The following is a 15,358-nucleotide window of genomic DNA, read 5'->3' as shown; positions in this document are numbered from 1 at the left end:
TACGACTACTTTCTTTACTTTCCAACTCCAACGTCTTTAACGCTTGCGATTTGCCCCAATGTAGCTCGCACGCGAAGCATTGCAGTGTATGTGCAATATATGCGTTTTGCATTTTTATCATCGCTACTAAAATCGCCATTTACAAAGGCTTTAACGTCTTCTTCTAAATCAGTGTTCACGTTTCTAGAAGCAACTTTGTCGTATTGCAAACGCAAAGCCATATCCCACGCGCGTGTGCCAGAAACGCAAGCGACTCCAGTGCTGCTAAGGCTCGTAAAATCAACGTCCCACAGCCAGCTCATGTCTCGACCGTCCGCGTATTCGTCGCAAATTGCAATCATTGTGTCATGATTTGCAGGCTTACAAGAAGCGAGCGCAAGTCTAAATCCAATAGGATTTTTCACTAGAACAAGCTCCACAGGAGCGCCGTTAACTTCGATTACTTCACCTCGCCCAAATGCTGGCGTTACGCGAGAAATCGCATCCATAAGCGCATCGTCGTTGAATTTTGCGAGCGTTGCATCTTTTTTAGCAGCATCCGCCAAAATAGCGCGCACAATCGTAGACGCAGCAGCAGCATTAAAAACGTTATACACGCCTCGCAACTTAACGCTCGTAGTTTTTCTATGACCATCAATCAAAAAATCAGCTTTATTGCCATCAACTTTTGCCAAAACAACATCTGCATGCGGAAGATTGCGCGAATCATCATGCGAATCACTACGCGAATCGCCATCCAAATCGCCAGCCAAATCGCCATACAAATCACTATGCAAATCGTCGTCGGTTGGGAACATGCTTCTTAACGAATCATCCAAACCAAAATACTTTACTTTGCAAGGCGACAAAACGTCTTTAGAAAGCGCGGAAATTCGCGGATCTTCGCGATTTAACACAACTACTCGCTTAGTCGCGTGCGCAACATTACTCAGCAATTTAGCTGTAGTGTCAATCTCGCCAAATCTATCTAACTGATCTCGCATAACGTTTAGAAGAAGCGAATAGCGCGGCTTTATTTGATTTACAAAATGCACAGCATAAGCTTCATCAAGCTCTAAAACAGCTATATCCGCATCTAACTTTGTGCCAAAAACAGGCATTTCTTGCACAAGCGACGCCACGACTCCGCGCGTAAAATTCGATCCCGTAGGATTTGTAAACACGCGCAATCCAGCATCTCTGAGCATAGACGCAACCATGCGAGTCGTAGTAGTTTTGCCATTAGTTCCCGAAATTAGCACAACTCCGTAAGGCAAACTCCCTAGCGTTCTAGCTAAAAACCCACGGTCTAGTGTTTCTACAACTTTGCCTGGTAAGGCGCTTCCACCGTGGCGCAACGCTCTAGAAACCGCGCGAACCAGCTTTCCTACAGCAGGCATAAAAGCATCAAGCAGCATGGCCATCATAGCCTCCAACAGCATCGTTCCCTTGCGCATATGATTGCGGCTGGTATCCTTGCGGCATATCTTTAAACTTAGACGTTGCTCCAAGAAAAGCTAGATTAAACGTTTCTGTAGGACCATTGCGATGCTTTGCCATAATAATGTCTGCTTCGCCAGGGCGATCTTCTTTGTTGTAAAAATCAGGCCTATGCACAAGAAACACAACGTCTGCGTCTTGCTCAATAGATCCCGATTCGCGCAAATCCGAAAGCTGAGGCTTTTTATCGTTTCGCATTTCTGGCCCTCGGTTTAGCTGGCTTAATGCAACAACTGGCACTTCTAGCTCTTTTGCAAGCAGCTTTAACGCACGCGAAAACTCGGAGACCTCTTGCTGCCTAGATTCAACTTTCTTTCCAGAAGTCATAAGCTGCAAATAGTCGATTACAACTAGCTTTAAGTCGTTCGTTTGCTTTAGTCGCCTGCATTTTGCGCGAATTTCCATAAGACTCATATTTGGACTATCGTCTATAAAAAGCGGAGCGTCTTTCATTTTTGACCAAAACGCGTTTAGCTTAGTCCACCTATCTGTTGTAATGTCTTCTGCAGTTCCGCGATGCATTGCCGTCATTGGAATATCCGTTTCGGCTGCGATTATTCTTTGAGCAAGCTCCAATTTGTTCATTTCTAGCGAGAACACGATTGTTGTCATATTGTGATGCAACGCTGCAGAACGAGCGAAGTCGATTCCAAGAGTTGACTTTCCCATTGCAGGCCTACCAGCTACGACTACCATTTGCCCTGGTTGCAAGCCTTGCGTCATGTCGTCAATATCTCTAAATCCTGTTGGAACACCTTTTTCAATCTCGTTGCTTTGCAACTTGTCTAACTGTTCGAGAGCGTCTTGCACAACTGGACCAATAGCGGAATAATCTTGATGAACTTTGCCAGAGCTCATCTCATAAACTTCGGATTGCGCAAGGTTCACAACATCTTCTGCTTGATCTCCCGTAGCCGAATACCCCATTTGCGCAATCTTTGTTCCAGCAGCAATCACGTTTCGCAAAATCGCATTTTTGTGCACAATATCCGCGTAATATAGCGCGTTCGCAGCTGTAGGAACGCATGCTACAAGGCTATGCAAGTAATCTGCTCCGCCAATTTTCTCTAAGTTTTCGTCTTTTAGAAGCTCGTTTGCAACTAAAACAACGTCTACTGGTTGCGACCCAGAAAACAGGCTTATAATCGCGTCGTAAATTGTTTGATGCTTTGGAATATAAAAGTCTGCCGTTTCTAGGATTTGCGAAACTTCGCCAATAGCATCTTTGCTCATTAGCATTCCGCCCAAAACGGCCATTTCTGCGTCTTCGTCGTGAGGTGGAACCTTGTCAAACAAGCTAACATTAGCGTTAGCGCTGTTTAATCGGTTTGAGTCTTTTCGATTTGACTGCCACATATCATTATCTGCCATAAAATCGAGTATAAACGTCTGCACGGAGCACGCAAACAAAAGTTTATATAAACTAACACAAATCGTAAGTTAAATGCTTTGCGATTTTACAAATCAACTTAAAAGTAACAAGTCACAAATCACAAGTCACAAATCAACTTAAAAATCAACCTAACAAATCACAGATTTGCGCACTTCATCCAATCATCCGTTTTAACTCTAAGCGAATTTCCAAGCGCGCGTCCGCCAATATACACAGCGTTAAGAGCAACCCACAGCGATATTGTTTTAGTAATATCTCCCGCAAAAAGAGCCACATTTGCCACACAAACCGCGCTAATTACAATAAGATGCACAACTGCTGTAATTGAGCACGATTTGGCTAAATACTTGTGATCTCCAGCCCCGATTAACACTCCGTCTAAAGCCCACATAAATCCAGATAGAGGCAAGAAAATTCCAAGAATCGTCATTCCGATTGAAACCAAAAGTTGCACTTCTGCATTTGGACTAAACAGCGGAGAGCATAACCATCCTGCAAATATCATTAGAATTCCAACGATTACGCTACTTAATGCTCCTACTTGCGCGCAAACTTTTGTGATTACATTAGCGCGTTTTAATAATCCAGCTCCAAGCGCGGAGGCGACTATCGTTTGAGCTGCAATTCCTATAGCGTCTAATATGTTCATAACAAAATTCCAGCAAGAATTTGCAACTTGATATGCAGCTAAAGTGTTCGTTCCAAGTCGCGCAGCAGCTGCAACAGTTGCCACCATGCACGCGCGTAATGCCAATGTGCGTATAAACAGCGGAACGCCACTTCCAGCGCTTTTAAGTATGTTACGCGCTTGTGGACGCAAACGTGCTTTTTCTCGAGCTGCCCAAAAAATCGCTGGTAGCGTTAAAACAATGCCCATATACCATTGCGCTATCATCGTTGCTATTCCAGACCCGGCAATGCCAAGGTTCATTCCAAACACAAATAGAATATCTAAAATAGCGTTTAGTACAGCTCCACTTATTGCAGCAAAAAGCGTGATTTTTACTTTGCTAAGTCCTCTAAAAATGCCATTTGCAGCGTAAATTAGCAACATTGCGGACAATCCAGGCATAACAGTTTGAGTGTAAATAATCGCGTTTTTAAGCGTTTCGCCACTTGCACCAAAGCTTTGACAAAGCGGACGCGCAAACAGCATTAAAGCAAGCGTTAAAACAACTCCAAGCCCAAGCGCAAGCCACAATCCATCCATTCCAACGCTTAGCCCTTGGCGATTTTTGCCAGCACCCAGTAGCCTTGCAACTTGGCTTGTGGTGTTGTACGCCAAAAACAGGCATAGCCCCGTTGTTGTTAAAAGCACGGTTGAGCCTATTGAAAGCCCTGCAAGTTGCATTTTGCCTAAATGCCCAACTATTGCAGTGTCTACTAAAACAAACGCTGGCTCTGCAATAAGCTGGCCAAATGTAGGAATAGCTAGAGAAAATATATGTTTCAATAGGTCTTTTTTGTTAACATTTTCACTCTGATCGCTCATAATAATGGCCTATTTAACGCCTTTTCATGCCTTTTTGGTAATTGAATCATTTATCTTGAATTATGCAATCGCTATCATAAAACTTTTTGAATTGCAAACTGAATATGATTTCAAAAAAGTTATCCGCAGGATATCCACAAAGTTATCCCCCATTTGTGGATAACTTTTATAGATATACACAGCAACACGCCTAAAATGTGGATAACTGAAAGTTTTATCCACATTGCGCAATCCGAGTGTGTCACATTTGCGTCTTATCTTCAGCGTCGATCGCAGATTTTTCTTGAGCAATGCCAGAAAAATCATAAGCGCGCTCACCTTGATCCGCTAAATCAACACCCTTACGCTCTTTAGCTTCCGATATTCTCCAACCAAAAAGCTTCTCTAATCCAAACGCAAGCAACGCGCTAACGGCTCCAGAATAAAGAATGGTGATTGCCAGAAGGCATATTTGCGCAATTAGCTGATGCCAATCGCCAGTGGAAAGCAATCCGCTTGCATCCGCAAACAATCCAACAGCTAGAATGCCAATAAACGCAGCAATGCCATTTACGCTTACAACGTGTAGCGCACCATCGTAGCGAGTAAAAGTCTTAGAATGCGTAGCAAGGCATGTAACAACTCCAACAATCGCACCCAATACAACCGCCCACAAAGGCGCTATAACGTCTGCAGCGGCAGCACTAGCAGCCAAACCAGCCATGATTCCACTAGCTGCACCAACAGCACTAAAGCACCCCGAGCGCAAGCGTTCCGTAACGCCCCAAGCAAGCATAGACGCAGACGCTGTAATAGTTGAGCTAACCCATGCATATCCAGCAACTCCTGGAAGACCTACAGAAGATCCAATCATTAAGCCAAGCCATCCAAACCAAATGATGAAAATTCCAAGAACAACAAATGGAACATTGTGCGGAGCTCGTGCAGAAACATTGGAAAAATGGCCATTAACCGCAAGCTCGCTAGAGTTTTCTAAAGAAGAATCGCCCTTAGCTTTAGAATCATCGCTAGAAGCAGCAGAATCATTAGTCTTATTAGACTTTGCGACTTCCATCAAAAGTGCGCGAACTAAATTGCCCTTGTGCTCCGAATTTGCGCCACCCAAAGTCGCAAAAGACTTGGTATGCAAAACAAAATTCTTAAGAGGAAAATGAGCATGACCGCCAATAATAAGCACAATTGCTAAAGCCGAAACAGCCGCAGCTACGTGCAGCAAAGATCCGCCTGCAAAATCGTGAACCTGGATTCCAAGAGCCTGAGATATAGCGCCATTTGGCGAAAGCAGACCGCCTCCACAAACCATGTGCGCAAGAGGCGCAAACACAAGAGTTACCCAAACAGCTACGAATATTAGCCAAATCGCGTAGCGCACACGACCAGCAAGCGCGCCAGTTATAAGAGCCACAGCAACAACCGCGCACGCAAGTCTAAATGCCGCTGGAATTCCGCCAGCAAGGCCAGTGTTTGCATCCATCGAAGTAAAAATGCCGTGATCTGCCACCATTGAATCACGTAGCAGCAATCCGCTTACAGGGTCGCCAACAACGCCGCCAATCATGTCTTTGCCAGCAAAGGCCATTGACCAGCCCCAAAGCGTCCAAACTATGGTTGTTACCGCAATTGCACCAGCAGAAAGCATCATCATGTTAACCATTGATGTTGCGCGCTCACGGCCACCATAAAACAGTGCGATTCCTGGAGTAATTATAAACACTAATGCGGCAGCTAGTAACGCCCATTGCGGATCTATTGCGGTCATTTTTCACCTCACAAACGCAACCATCGGTGGTTGCAATTTAATTTATATTCTAATCAACTCAAGCTAAAAGTTACTAAAGCAAAATTACCTAATCTAAAATGCGACTAAAACCAAAAGCAACTCAAGCCAAAATGCCGTCTACAAAACTTTCTGGGTCAAACGGAGCAAGGTCATCTGGACCTTCCCCTAGCCCAACAAGCTTTACAGGAACTCCAAGCTCGCGTTGAACAGAAATCACAATTCCACCCTTTGCGGAACCGTCTAACTTTGTTAGCACAACGCCCGTAATTCCAATAGCTTGAGCAAAGACTTTTGCTTGAGCCATTCCATTTTGGCCAGTTGTAGCATCAAGAACTAAAAGCACTTCGTCTACAGGAACAGTTTTTTCGATTACGCGGCGGATTTTGCCAAGCTCTTCCATAAGATTTGCCTTATTTTGCAACCTTCCAGCCGTGTCTACAATCAAAACGTCTGCGTTTTCTTCTTTGGCAGCTGTAGCGCCATCAAAAGCCACGGAAGCAGGATCTGCGCCATCTTTTTGACTACGAACAACTTTAACGCCTGCAGCATTTGCCCAAGTTTCAAGCTGATCGGCAGCAGCCGCGCGGAAAGTATCGGCAGCAGCAAGAATTACAGAACGATTTTTAGAAACCATTAGTCGCGCAAGCTTGCCAGCAGTAGTGGTTTTTCCAGTGCCATTTACGCCAACCATCATGATTACGCTTGGCTTATTTGCATCTTGCAAATCTGCTTTTAGACTTCTATCGGTTTTGCTGCCAACAACATCCAGAAGTTTCGCGCGCAATGTTTCACGAACCTCTTGTGCGCTGGCAGCAGCAGAAATCCTAGCGTCTTTTTTAAGCGACTCAACCAACTCTTCGCTTGCTTGCGCGCCAACATCCGCCATTAAAAGCGTATCTTCTACATCTTGCCAATCGTCTTCACTAATATTATCTTTGCTTAAAATGTTAAAAAGCGCGCGTCCAAAAGGATTTTGACTATTCGCAAGCTTGCCTCTAAGCCTAGCCATTCTAGACGTTGCATTTTCTGGCAATTGCGCGCTAAAATCGCTATTATTTTCAGCGCCACTAGACAATGGGTCTTCTTTGCTAGTAGGTATTACTGGGCCATGCGATTTTCCAATAATTCGCAAAACAACAGCTACCGCCACTAAAGCAACAGCTAAAATAACTGCGCCAACAGTAAACCATATAATCAAATTTAAGTCCATAACCATGTTCATATAATAAGCCTATGAAATTAAAGGGACACATTAAAGGGAATTTGCTCAAATTTTAGTTAAAATTGTTGATTATTCGCAAAAATTACACAAATATTAGTGTTCTAATACAATGATTTTACAGACCATTATGAGTGAAAATTTATAATACATTTGCAAACCACTTTAATTGCCACTTTAATGGCCACTTTACAATCAAACTGAATTGGGGTAATAGTTTATGGAGAATCTGCCATTAGTCGATGTTTACGGAGCCGATTGGTGTGGCGATTGCATTCGCGCAAAGTCCGCTCTTAACCAGTTTAATGTTGCTTTTACTTGGCACAATATTGAGTCCGAAGACGGAGCTGCTCAAAAAGCTATTGAGATTAGCGGTCAGAAGCATATTCCTGTTGTGACTTTTAGCGACGGCAGCTTTATGGTTGAGCCATCCGCAAGTCAAATCAAAGATAAGCTTATGCAACTAGGACAACTTGCAAATTAACACGCCAACATCAAAGAAGTTGGATTAGTCTACAAAATGTAGTATACTAAGCATTTGTTGCCCCTTTAGCTCAATTGGCAGAGCAGAGTCCTTTTAAGTCTTGGGTTGTGGGTTCGAGTCCCACAGGGGGCACAAAATAAGCACTGCACGTAGCAGATGGTTCTTAAATTCCAAATCATCTTGTTAAACGCAGTGCTTTTATGCTATAACACTTAGATTTCTATATCTCTACAAACAGATAACAAGCAAATAACAGATAAATAGCATATAAATATAAACTTATTTACCTATTTACGCTACTCTCCAGCAAACACCACGCCCTTACGCAGCATAATGTTAGCGTATTGAGCACGCTCACCCGTGGCAACAACACAATATGCCTTCTTTGCCTCATCGTAGAACGCAAATCTTTCAAGAGTTCCTAAAGTGCTTGCTCCACGTTTATCGTATTTAGCAATAATATCTTCATATTCTTTCCAAATTGGAGTTTCGCAAGGGTCTCCTGGAACAACTTCCATAAGTGTAGCTGGCTTATCGGTGTATTGATCGAGTGGCATCAACTTTAAGATTGCAGTTAGCAATTCCGAAGTTCCATGACCATCGCAGCGTACAACTATAGCGTCTTTTCCTACAGACTCAGTTGGAAAATTTCCATCGGCCAATACTAAAACATCTCCATGGCCCATTTCGCAAAGAACCTTCAGCAATGCTGGAGGAATTATAGAATCTACACCTTTTAACATAATAATCTCCCTTGATTAATTGATAAATAACTATGATTAGTTGGCAATCATTGACAACTAACAAGAAAATTCTATCACCATTCACAAAAGAAATTAACAAAATTCCTAAAATAAATACGAATTATTCCACATTTCAGAGAGAATAATTCCACACTTCACTAAACAAAAGTAAAGCAGATGCAAAACAGGTGTAAAGTAAGGAATCTCTTAAAACGCTAGCAAAACAAAAAAGCTCACAAAAAGCTCACAAAAAGCTCAGCTTGCCCAAACACTTGCGTCTTGATCGTACTCGTCATCGTCATCACTCGCTGCAGCGGCAGGAGCAGCTGCAGGCACAGGCGTAGAATATGTGTACTCGTCGTCTACAACGCCAGAATCCGCATCCGCATTAATCGCAGCCAAAACGCGCTTATCCATCTTGTATTGTGGCAAAACGTTCTTAATATAGCTTGTTACAGCGTCTTGCATAGAAACATCATGCCCAACGCGTTCCGCCATAAACCAACGATGATCCAAAACTTCGTGGAAGAACTGCGCAGGCTGAATTTGCGATCTAAACTCAGGCGGAATCATGCGAACTGTAGGCTCAAACACTTCGCGCATCCAGTCTGTAGCAACAATCTCCAGCTCTTCGCCTTGACGCCATGTAGAAGTGCGATACGCGTCTAAATCGTTAAGAAGCCTACGCGCTTGATTTTCTTGCACGTCTAAGCCAGTCAAACGCAAAAGCTTTCTAGAAGCGTATCCAGCGTCCACAACTCGCGGTCTAACCAAAACTCTTCGCCCATCTTCGGAAGTCTTCATCTCAAGCTCGTCTACATCAAATCCAAGCTCGTTAAGACGATTCACGCGGCGCTCAATACGCCACATTTCGTCTGGGCTAAACTTATCTACGTCTGTAAGCGTGCTCCAAAGCGAATGGTATCTGTCTACAAGCCTGTTTCCAATGCTAATTTCGTCAACTTCTCCAGGCAAAAGCTGGCCAGAACTCAAATCCATTAATTCGCCGATTATATTTGTGCGAGCTAAATCAATATCGTATTCGCGCTGGCCTTCGGTAAGGCTTCCGTGCAAATCGCCAGTTTCCGCGTCCACCAAAAACGCAGTAAATGCGTCGGCATCTCGCAAGAACAGAACGTTAGAAAGCGAAACATCTCCCCAATAGAATCCCGAAAGATGCAAGCGAACCATAAGCACAGCAAGCGCATCAATTAAACGCTCCGCAGTATCTGGTCGCAAAGTTCTAGCAAATAGTGCTCGATAAGGCAGTGAGAATTTAAGATGACGAGTAACAAGCATTGCTTCAAGCGGCTCACCATTCTTATCTTTTCTACCAGCAACAACCGCTATAGGCTTAACTGTTGGAAGTTCCAGCTTGCGCAAACGTCTTAAAAGCTCATATTCGCGCTCCGCGACTTGACGAGTAATCTCCTTCATTGCGTACACTTCGTCGCCTACGTGCACAAAACGCACAACGTGCCTAGATATGCCTCGAGGAAGGTTAACAAAAAGATTTGTAGGCCATTGAGAAAGCGGCAGCTCCCAAGGAAGCATAAACATTTGAGGATTAGAGCTTGCAGCAGTAATCTTCAACGCTGGCGGTTCCGCAGAAGATACGGTCTCGCTAAGAGCAGAAACCGATGTTGCTTGCGCAGCACGCGGATCCATTAAAGGAGTTTCGTTCCATTCCATAAAATCTAGTCTACCTGTAAAGATGAACGCTAATAACCAAATAATCACCAAATGTGAATAAATGCAAATACAACTACAGATTAAAATAAGCTAAATCATGCGAAAACGGGGCTCGCCTAGCGAACCCCGCCATACCCTTATACAGAAATCTTGGGCACTCAAAACAAGAATCAAGTGCCCAAGAAAACGCTAGTTCAAACGCAACTCTGTAGAAGGTGCAAACAGGTGCATCTTGGATGGATCAATCTTAATCTTTACAACGTCACCAACCTTTGGAAGCGCACGTGGGTTCACGCGAATCGTTGTGAGCTTGTTCTGGTCGCTCATCATTGTAGATGCTTCTTCTGGAGATCCATCGGTGATGATGTTTCCGTAGATGTAACCGTCGGAGCCAAGATCTTCCACGTTTACAACCTTCAAGGAGAAGGCATTTGGATCGTCGGAAGTTGCCAAGCTTGCATCTTCTGGACGGAAGCCAACAATAATCTGACCCTTATCTTCCTCGGTAAGCTTATCAACAGCTTCTGCTGGAAGAGTGATGGAATCCTCGCCAATTTGAGCCTTGCCATCAACCACTGGATGCTGGTTAATATTCATAGATGGGGAACCAATGAAGCCTGCAACAAACACGTTTGCTGGGCGGTCATAAAGCTCGGTTGGAGCACCAACCTGCTGCAAAATGCCAAGCTTAATAACGGCAATGCGGTCGCCCATTGTCAAAGCCTCGGTCTGATCGTGCGTTACGTAAAGAGTAGTAACGCCGAGCTGACGCTGCAATGCTGCAATCTGCGTACGAGTCTGTACGCGAAGCTTTGCATCAAGGTTGGAAAGAGGCTCATCCATAAGGAAGACTTTTGGTTCACGAACAATTGCGCGACCCATTGCAACACGCTGACGCTGACCACCAGACAAAGCCTTTGGCTTACGATCCAAGTACTCAGTCAAATCCAAAACTTCAGCAGCTTTTTCAACGCGCTTGCGGATTTCTTCCTTGTTTACGCCTGCAATCTTAAGAGCAAAGCCCATGTTATCTGCAACAGTCATATGTGGATACAATGCGTAGTTCTGGAACACCATTGCGATATCGCGATCTTTTGGCTGCATTGTAGTAACGTCTTGACCACCAATAAGAATGCGACCTTTGTTAACCTCTTCCAAGCCAGCCAACATTCGTAGCGTTGTGGACTTACCGCAACCAGATGGACCAACGAGTACAAGGAACTCGCCATCCTTAATAGTCATGTTCAAATCATCAACCGAAGGCTTATCGTTGCCTGGGTAGATTCGAGTTACATGATCAAATACAACTTCTGCCATGATATTTTCCTTTCATCGGCAGGTACGTGCCGAACGATCCGTTGTGAAGGGTGTGCACTAAAGACCCCAAGTCCTACATCGGCGGCGTCAATCGTCCACATTTACTTACATGGTTCATTGAAGGTTCTCTTCGTTGAGCCATGATTCAATATATCATGTTTATTCAGTAAAAACAGCAAAATTACAGTATTTTCTAACACTTCGGCGTGTCGAGTATAAAAATCACTCATAAACAAAGGCTTATAAACACGATTACTTTTACAGTAGATATATAAACATTTGTTTATAAAATCGCGTGTTTAGTGTTAAAAAACAAATTGGCATAGCTGCACACTAACATAATGCATTATGGAAGATGTGAGCATGTTTGACTTGCGCTCTGGCCAAAATGTTGGCGGATACACGCTGATTGAGCGACTGGGCGGAGGCGCTATGGGCTCCGTTTGGCGAGTAAAAGACGACGGTGGCCATTTTTACGCAATGAAGATTTTGCGCGCATCAATGCTAGAAAACCAAGACGATGATTTGGAATCTGCAGAAGTTAGCAATCCGCAAGAGCAAGCAAGACTTAGACTTAGGCGCGAGGCGCTAGCTTTGCAAAAAATACACCACGAAGGCGTGTGCTCAATAGTAGACATGGAGCTTGATGCTTCAATCGCTTTTATAGTCACAGAACTTATTGACGGCCACAATCTTAAAGAAGACGTTGCAATTAACGGCCCATACGTTGGTGGTGATTTAGAACGACTTGCACACAAACTAATCGACGCTGTAAAAGCAGTTCATAGCGCGGGCATAATTCACCGAGATATTAAGCCTACAAACATAATGATTTCCACTACTGGCCCTGTTTTAGTTGATTTTGGAATATCTATGGGGCAGGGCGAGTCGCATGTTACGCGAACTGGCCTTGTAATGGGAACCCCAGGATTTATTGCTCCAGAAATCATTGAAGGTGGAGAATCGAGCGAACTTACAGATTGGTGGAGCGTAGCTGCCGTTTTAGCTTTTGCAGCAACAGGAAAGCCTGTTTTTGGAACCAAGCCAATAATGGCAGTTTTAGAAAGAGCAGCATCTGGGAACGCAAATCTTAATGGCCTTCCAATAAGAACAATGCAAGCGTTCAAAAGCGCATTGAATCCTAAAAGAAGCGAGCGATGCACTCCAGAACAGCTTGAAAACGCAATTTTCCAAGATGCCATGAACCCTACAGACTGGCAGGATTCAAGCTACCCTTTTGAGAACAGCTTTAGTGGAGAAACTGTACCTAATAATGCCAAAACTCACGATTTTAACACGACTTTTCAAACAAAAAAACTTCCAGAAAACCCTAGAAAAATGTGGGTTTCTAAGAATGTTGACAATACAACTTTGTTACACTCTACAGAATCGGATTTAATAGATTCCGCGCCAACATCTTTGCTAGACGCCACTAGCACATCTATTACCAAAGTCTACGCGCACAACCCAGAACAAGTTGCAGAGACGGAACAAGTCGCAAACGATCCAGAACAAGCGCCCGAAATTGCTGTGCTGCCTAATCCAGACGAAAATCCGCATCCAAACGTAAATAAATACTTATTTCGTGGGCGAGTGGCGTCGGCTATATTCCTTACTCTTGCAAGCTTACTAGCTGCGATTTCTCCAATAGATGCGCTTGCAGCAAATCTTATTTTTATGCTAATTACAGCAACAATCGGATACAATGTTTGCTCAAGCGTACGCAGAAAATGCGCTAACGAATCCGTTGGCGGAAAAGACGTATTCATAAGAATCGCTAGCATACCGTGGCATTTTATTAAAGCAATAGCATACTCGATTAAAAAAGTCATAACTCTTGCAATAGCAGGAGTTATTGGAGCATACGTGTACCCAATTTTAATCCACGCATCTAGCCAATTAATCAAAGTTCAAGTTTGGTCAATTAGCGTGATTTTACCAACATACACTCCAGATATTTGTTCGCCAACTTCAATTGGATACATTATTGGATTTATTGCAGGATGGATTATTTCTTTTATATTAGGTAAAACTAAAATATTCGCCGTTGGAGCAGGGGCCATTTGCGGCGCGGGAAAATCGCAAGCAACCGATGGCGATTAAGCCCGTTGATACCGTAATCTAAACTATTCTTTTAGATTAATTTACTTATGTATGTTATTTGTAAAAATCAGGGGAAGGATAGGCATGCCTAACAGTAGCAAAAGCGCGCAAAATCAATCAAATCAAAATCTTCAAGCGCGCAAAGCTAAAGAATTACGCCAACAAACAATCGTTGGAATTGTTGTTGTTGTCATTTTAATTGGCATGATTGCAGCAATTGGAATTACAGCTCTTAACGCCACTAATGCGCAAAATCAAAAGAATGTCGAGCAAGCTCAACAAGCAAGACGAGCTGTTAAAAATCTTACGACTAATCAAAAGCCTAAGTACGCAAACGAACAAGGCGGAATTTTAATTAGTAAAAGCGGCTATAACACAACGGCTCCAAACGCTCCGACTATAGCGGTTTATGCCGATCCTCTGTGCCCAGGATGCGGTAATTTTAATCGCGATTCCGATCAAATGCTTATTGCAATGATGAAAGCCGGCCAAATCAACCTTGAGATTCACCCAATGTCGTTCTTGGATCGAATTTCTAGCGACCACTATTCAACACGCGTAACTGGCGCAATCGCATACATTTCTTCTAACGACGACAATCCTTCGCACTTACTTCAATTTATTAACAACATTTTTGCAGAAGACTTCCAGCCAGAAGAAGGCGACGACTACAAGCCTGTTAGCAACAAAAAGCTGATTGAGCAAGCCATAAACGCTGGCGTTAGCGAAGAAGTGGCAAACAAAGCATTCAACAGAAATTATCTTGATTGGCAAAACGCTATTAATGCCGATACACCAAATCGCAAGGCTTTGTGGAATGTTAGTGGAGCGAATAAGGGAGCTATGACAACGCCAACAACCACTATCAACGGAAAGTTGCTAGATATGGTTGCGGTTAGTAAGAATAAGCTTAGTACTCCAGATGCAATTCTTAAGTCTATTGGATTAGACAAGTCTAAGGTTGGAGTTGAAGGTGTTATGCCAAAGGTAACAGATAAAGATCAGCCAAATCCTCTTGACTAGTTCTTGTTGATTAGTGTGTTGGTTCCAAAAGTTGCACTTGGCAACGGGTGCTGATACACTAATCAATGTTTTGCTCGCGAAGATTTTTAACTAGCGTGCAAGAACTCGCCTCCTTAGCTCAGATGGCCAGAGCGGCCGCCTTGTAAGCGGCAGGTCGCCGGTTCGATCCCGGCAGGAGGCTCCATTTTATAGGCGTTTTGCATAACAAAAACGGTCTAAATTATAAAAATCCACTTGTATGCATATTATGAGCCATAAGCATATAAAAAGTTTTTAGTAAATTTACAATAACAATAATAAGATAATAAATTATAAATAGATTTATTTTATGATGAATCGTAAAGCTTACAAAAATACTTTATGCTGATTACTTCGCTTGAGTAAGTTCTCGGGAACCTTCCCCCAACTCAGGGTTTCCGAGCATGAGGATGGAGCGTCCCCCAACCAGCTCCTCCTCATGGGGGCAGGACAAATCCCCTTCTCTCCTGCCCCCCTTTACCTTTTATAGTTTTATAGTTTTATAATTTTATAATTTAAGACTGATTCTTCTTAACGCATTTTTAATGAGTTAGATCATATGCTTATAGTCTTATTTTTGGCTGATTGTAATCATTGCTATAATTAAAATTCAGT

At 43.3% G+C, this 15,358-nt stretch carries 11 protein-coding genes and 2 tRNA genes; 5 read left to right on the top strand and 8 right to left on the bottom strand.

Features of this window, described 5'->3' with window-relative positions:
* Positions 1–14: 14 nt before the first annotated feature.
* The 5 genes from NYP69_RS04790 to ftsY all read right to left on the bottom strand — a co-directional run bounded on the left by NYP69_RS04790 (position 15) and on the right by ftsY (position 7,366).
* Complete coding sequence (locus NYP69_RS04790; protein WP_004132342.1) at positions 15–1,403, bottom strand: Mur ligase family protein; 1,389 nt, start codon at positions 1,401–1,403, stop codon at positions 15–17.
* On the bottom strand, positions 1,387–2,850 hold the full coding sequence (gene dnaB / locus NYP69_RS04785; RefSeq protein WP_004132344.1) for a replicative DNA helicase: 1,464 nt from the start codon (positions 2,848–2,850) through the stop codon (positions 1,387–1,389). The genes NYP69_RS04790 and dnaB overlap by 17 nt, the downstream gene beginning before the upstream one ends.
* Positions 2,851–3,008: 158 nt before the next feature.
* Positions 3,009–4,364, bottom strand: a complete 1,356-nt coding sequence (locus tag NYP69_RS04780; protein ID WP_473412994.1) for an MATE family efflux transporter — start codon at positions 4,362–4,364, stop codon at positions 3,009–3,011.
* Between the two features lie 241 nt (positions 4,365–4,605).
* Positions 4,606–6,123: an ammonium transporter gene (locus NYP69_RS04775; protein WP_473412993.1), complete on the bottom strand. Its 1,518-nt coding sequence runs from the start codon at positions 6,121–6,123 to the stop codon at positions 4,606–4,608.
* Between the two features lie 121 nt (positions 6,124–6,244).
* A complete protein-coding gene (ftsY, locus tag NYP69_RS04770; protein ID WP_473412992.1) occupies positions 6,245–7,366 on the bottom strand; it encodes a signal recognition particle-docking protein FtsY in 1,122 nt (373 codons plus the stop codon).
* Positions 7,367–7,583: 217 nt separating this feature from the next.
* Here ftsY and NYP69_RS04765 point away from each other — a divergent pair, with 217 nt between their 5' ends.
* On the top strand, positions 7,584–7,847 hold the full coding sequence (locus NYP69_RS04765) for a mycoredoxin (protein WP_004131123.1): 264 nt from the start codon (positions 7,584–7,586) through the stop codon (positions 7,845–7,847).
* 59 nt (positions 7,848–7,906) lie between these two features.
* Positions 7,907–7,979, top strand: a tRNA-Lys gene (locus NYP69_RS04760).
* A gap of 164 nt (positions 7,980–8,143) precedes the next feature.
* Here the strand turns inward: NYP69_RS04760 and NYP69_RS04755 are convergent.
* From NYP69_RS04755 to NYP69_RS04745, 3 genes are all read right to left on the bottom strand, one after another.
* Positions 8,144–8,590, bottom strand: a complete 447-nt coding sequence (locus NYP69_RS04755; protein WP_004131125.1) for an RbsD/FucU family protein — start codon at positions 8,588–8,590, stop codon at positions 8,144–8,146.
* Positions 8,591–8,845: 255 nt separating this feature from the next.
* Positions 8,846–10,282 (bottom strand): DUF4032 domain-containing protein, encoded by a 1,437-nt coding sequence (locus NYP69_RS04750; protein WP_421778681.1) that lies wholly within the window; start codon positions 10,280–10,282, stop codon positions 8,846–8,848.
* 189 nt (positions 10,283–10,471) lie between these two features.
* Positions 10,472–11,599 (bottom strand): ABC transporter ATP-binding protein, encoded by a 1,128-nt coding sequence (locus NYP69_RS04745; protein ID WP_004131128.1) that lies wholly within the window; start codon positions 11,597–11,599, stop codon positions 10,472–10,474.
* A 348-nt stretch (positions 11,600–11,947) separates the two neighbouring features.
* Here NYP69_RS04745 and NYP69_RS04740 point away from each other — a divergent pair, with 348 nt between their 5' ends.
* From NYP69_RS04740 to NYP69_RS04730, 3 genes are all read left to right on the top strand, one after another.
* The gene (locus NYP69_RS04740; protein ID WP_473412991.1) at positions 11,948–13,702 is read left to right on the top strand and encodes a serine/threonine-protein kinase; all 1,755 of its coding nucleotides are present in this window, start codon (positions 11,948–11,950) and stop codon (positions 13,700–13,702) included.
* Positions 13,703–13,786: 84 nt separating this feature from the next.
* A complete protein-coding gene (locus NYP69_RS04735; RefSeq protein WP_004132352.1) occupies positions 13,787–14,725 on the top strand; it encodes a DsbA family protein in 939 nt (312 codons plus the stop codon).
* A gap of 107 nt (positions 14,726–14,832) precedes the next feature.
* Positions 14,833–14,909: transfer RNA gene (locus NYP69_RS04730), tRNA-Thr, on the top strand.
* Positions 14,910–15,358 lie beyond the last annotated feature (449 nt).

It is taken from the genome of Gardnerella sp. c17Ua_118 (assembly GCF_055804255.1).
Note: the sequence above shows the minus strand (reverse complement) of the source record. Positions and strands in the feature narration are given on the sequence as shown.

Excerpts from the sequence above, each read along its gene's own strand:
- NYP69_RS04735 (WP_004132352.1), top strand. The coding sequence starts at position 13,787 with ATGCCTAACAGTAGCAAAAGCGCGCAAAATCAATCAAATCAAAATCTT.
- NYP69_RS04755 (WP_004131125.1), bottom strand. The coding sequence starts at position 8,590 with ATGTTAAAAGGTGTAGATTCTATAATTCCTCCAGCATTGCTGAAGGTT.
- ftsY (WP_473412992.1), bottom strand. The coding sequence starts at position 7,366 with ATGAACATGGTTATGGACTTAAATTTGATTATATGGTTTACTGTTGGC.
- NYP69_RS04750 (WP_421778681.1), bottom strand. The coding sequence starts at position 10,282 with ATGGAATGGAACGAAACTCCTTTAATGGATCCGCGTGCTGCGCAAGCA.
- NYP69_RS04745 (WP_004131128.1), bottom strand. The coding sequence starts at position 11,599 with ATGGCAGAAGTTGTATTTGATCATGTAACTCGAATCTACCCAGGCAAC.
- NYP69_RS04740 (WP_473412991.1), top strand. The coding sequence starts at position 11,948 with ATGGAAGATGTGAGCATGTTTGACTTGCGCTCTGGCCAAAATGTTGGC.
- NYP69_RS04790 (WP_004132342.1), bottom strand. The coding sequence starts at position 1,403 with ATGGCCATGCTGCTTGATGCTTTTATGCCTGCTGTAGGAAAGCTGGTT.
- dnaB (WP_004132344.1), bottom strand. The coding sequence starts at position 2,850 with ATGGCAGATAATGATATGTGGCAGTCAAATCGAAAAGACTCAAACCGA.
- NYP69_RS04775 (WP_473412993.1), bottom strand. The coding sequence starts at position 6,123 with ATGACCGCAATAGATCCGCAATGGGCGTTACTAGCTGCCGCATTAGTG.
- NYP69_RS04780 (WP_473412994.1), bottom strand. The coding sequence starts at position 4,364 with ATGAGCGATCAGAGTGAAAATGTTAACAAAAAAGACCTATTGAAACAT.
- NYP69_RS04765 (WP_004131123.1), top strand. The coding sequence starts at position 7,584 with ATGGAGAATCTGCCATTAGTCGATGTTTACGGAGCCGATTGGTGTGGC.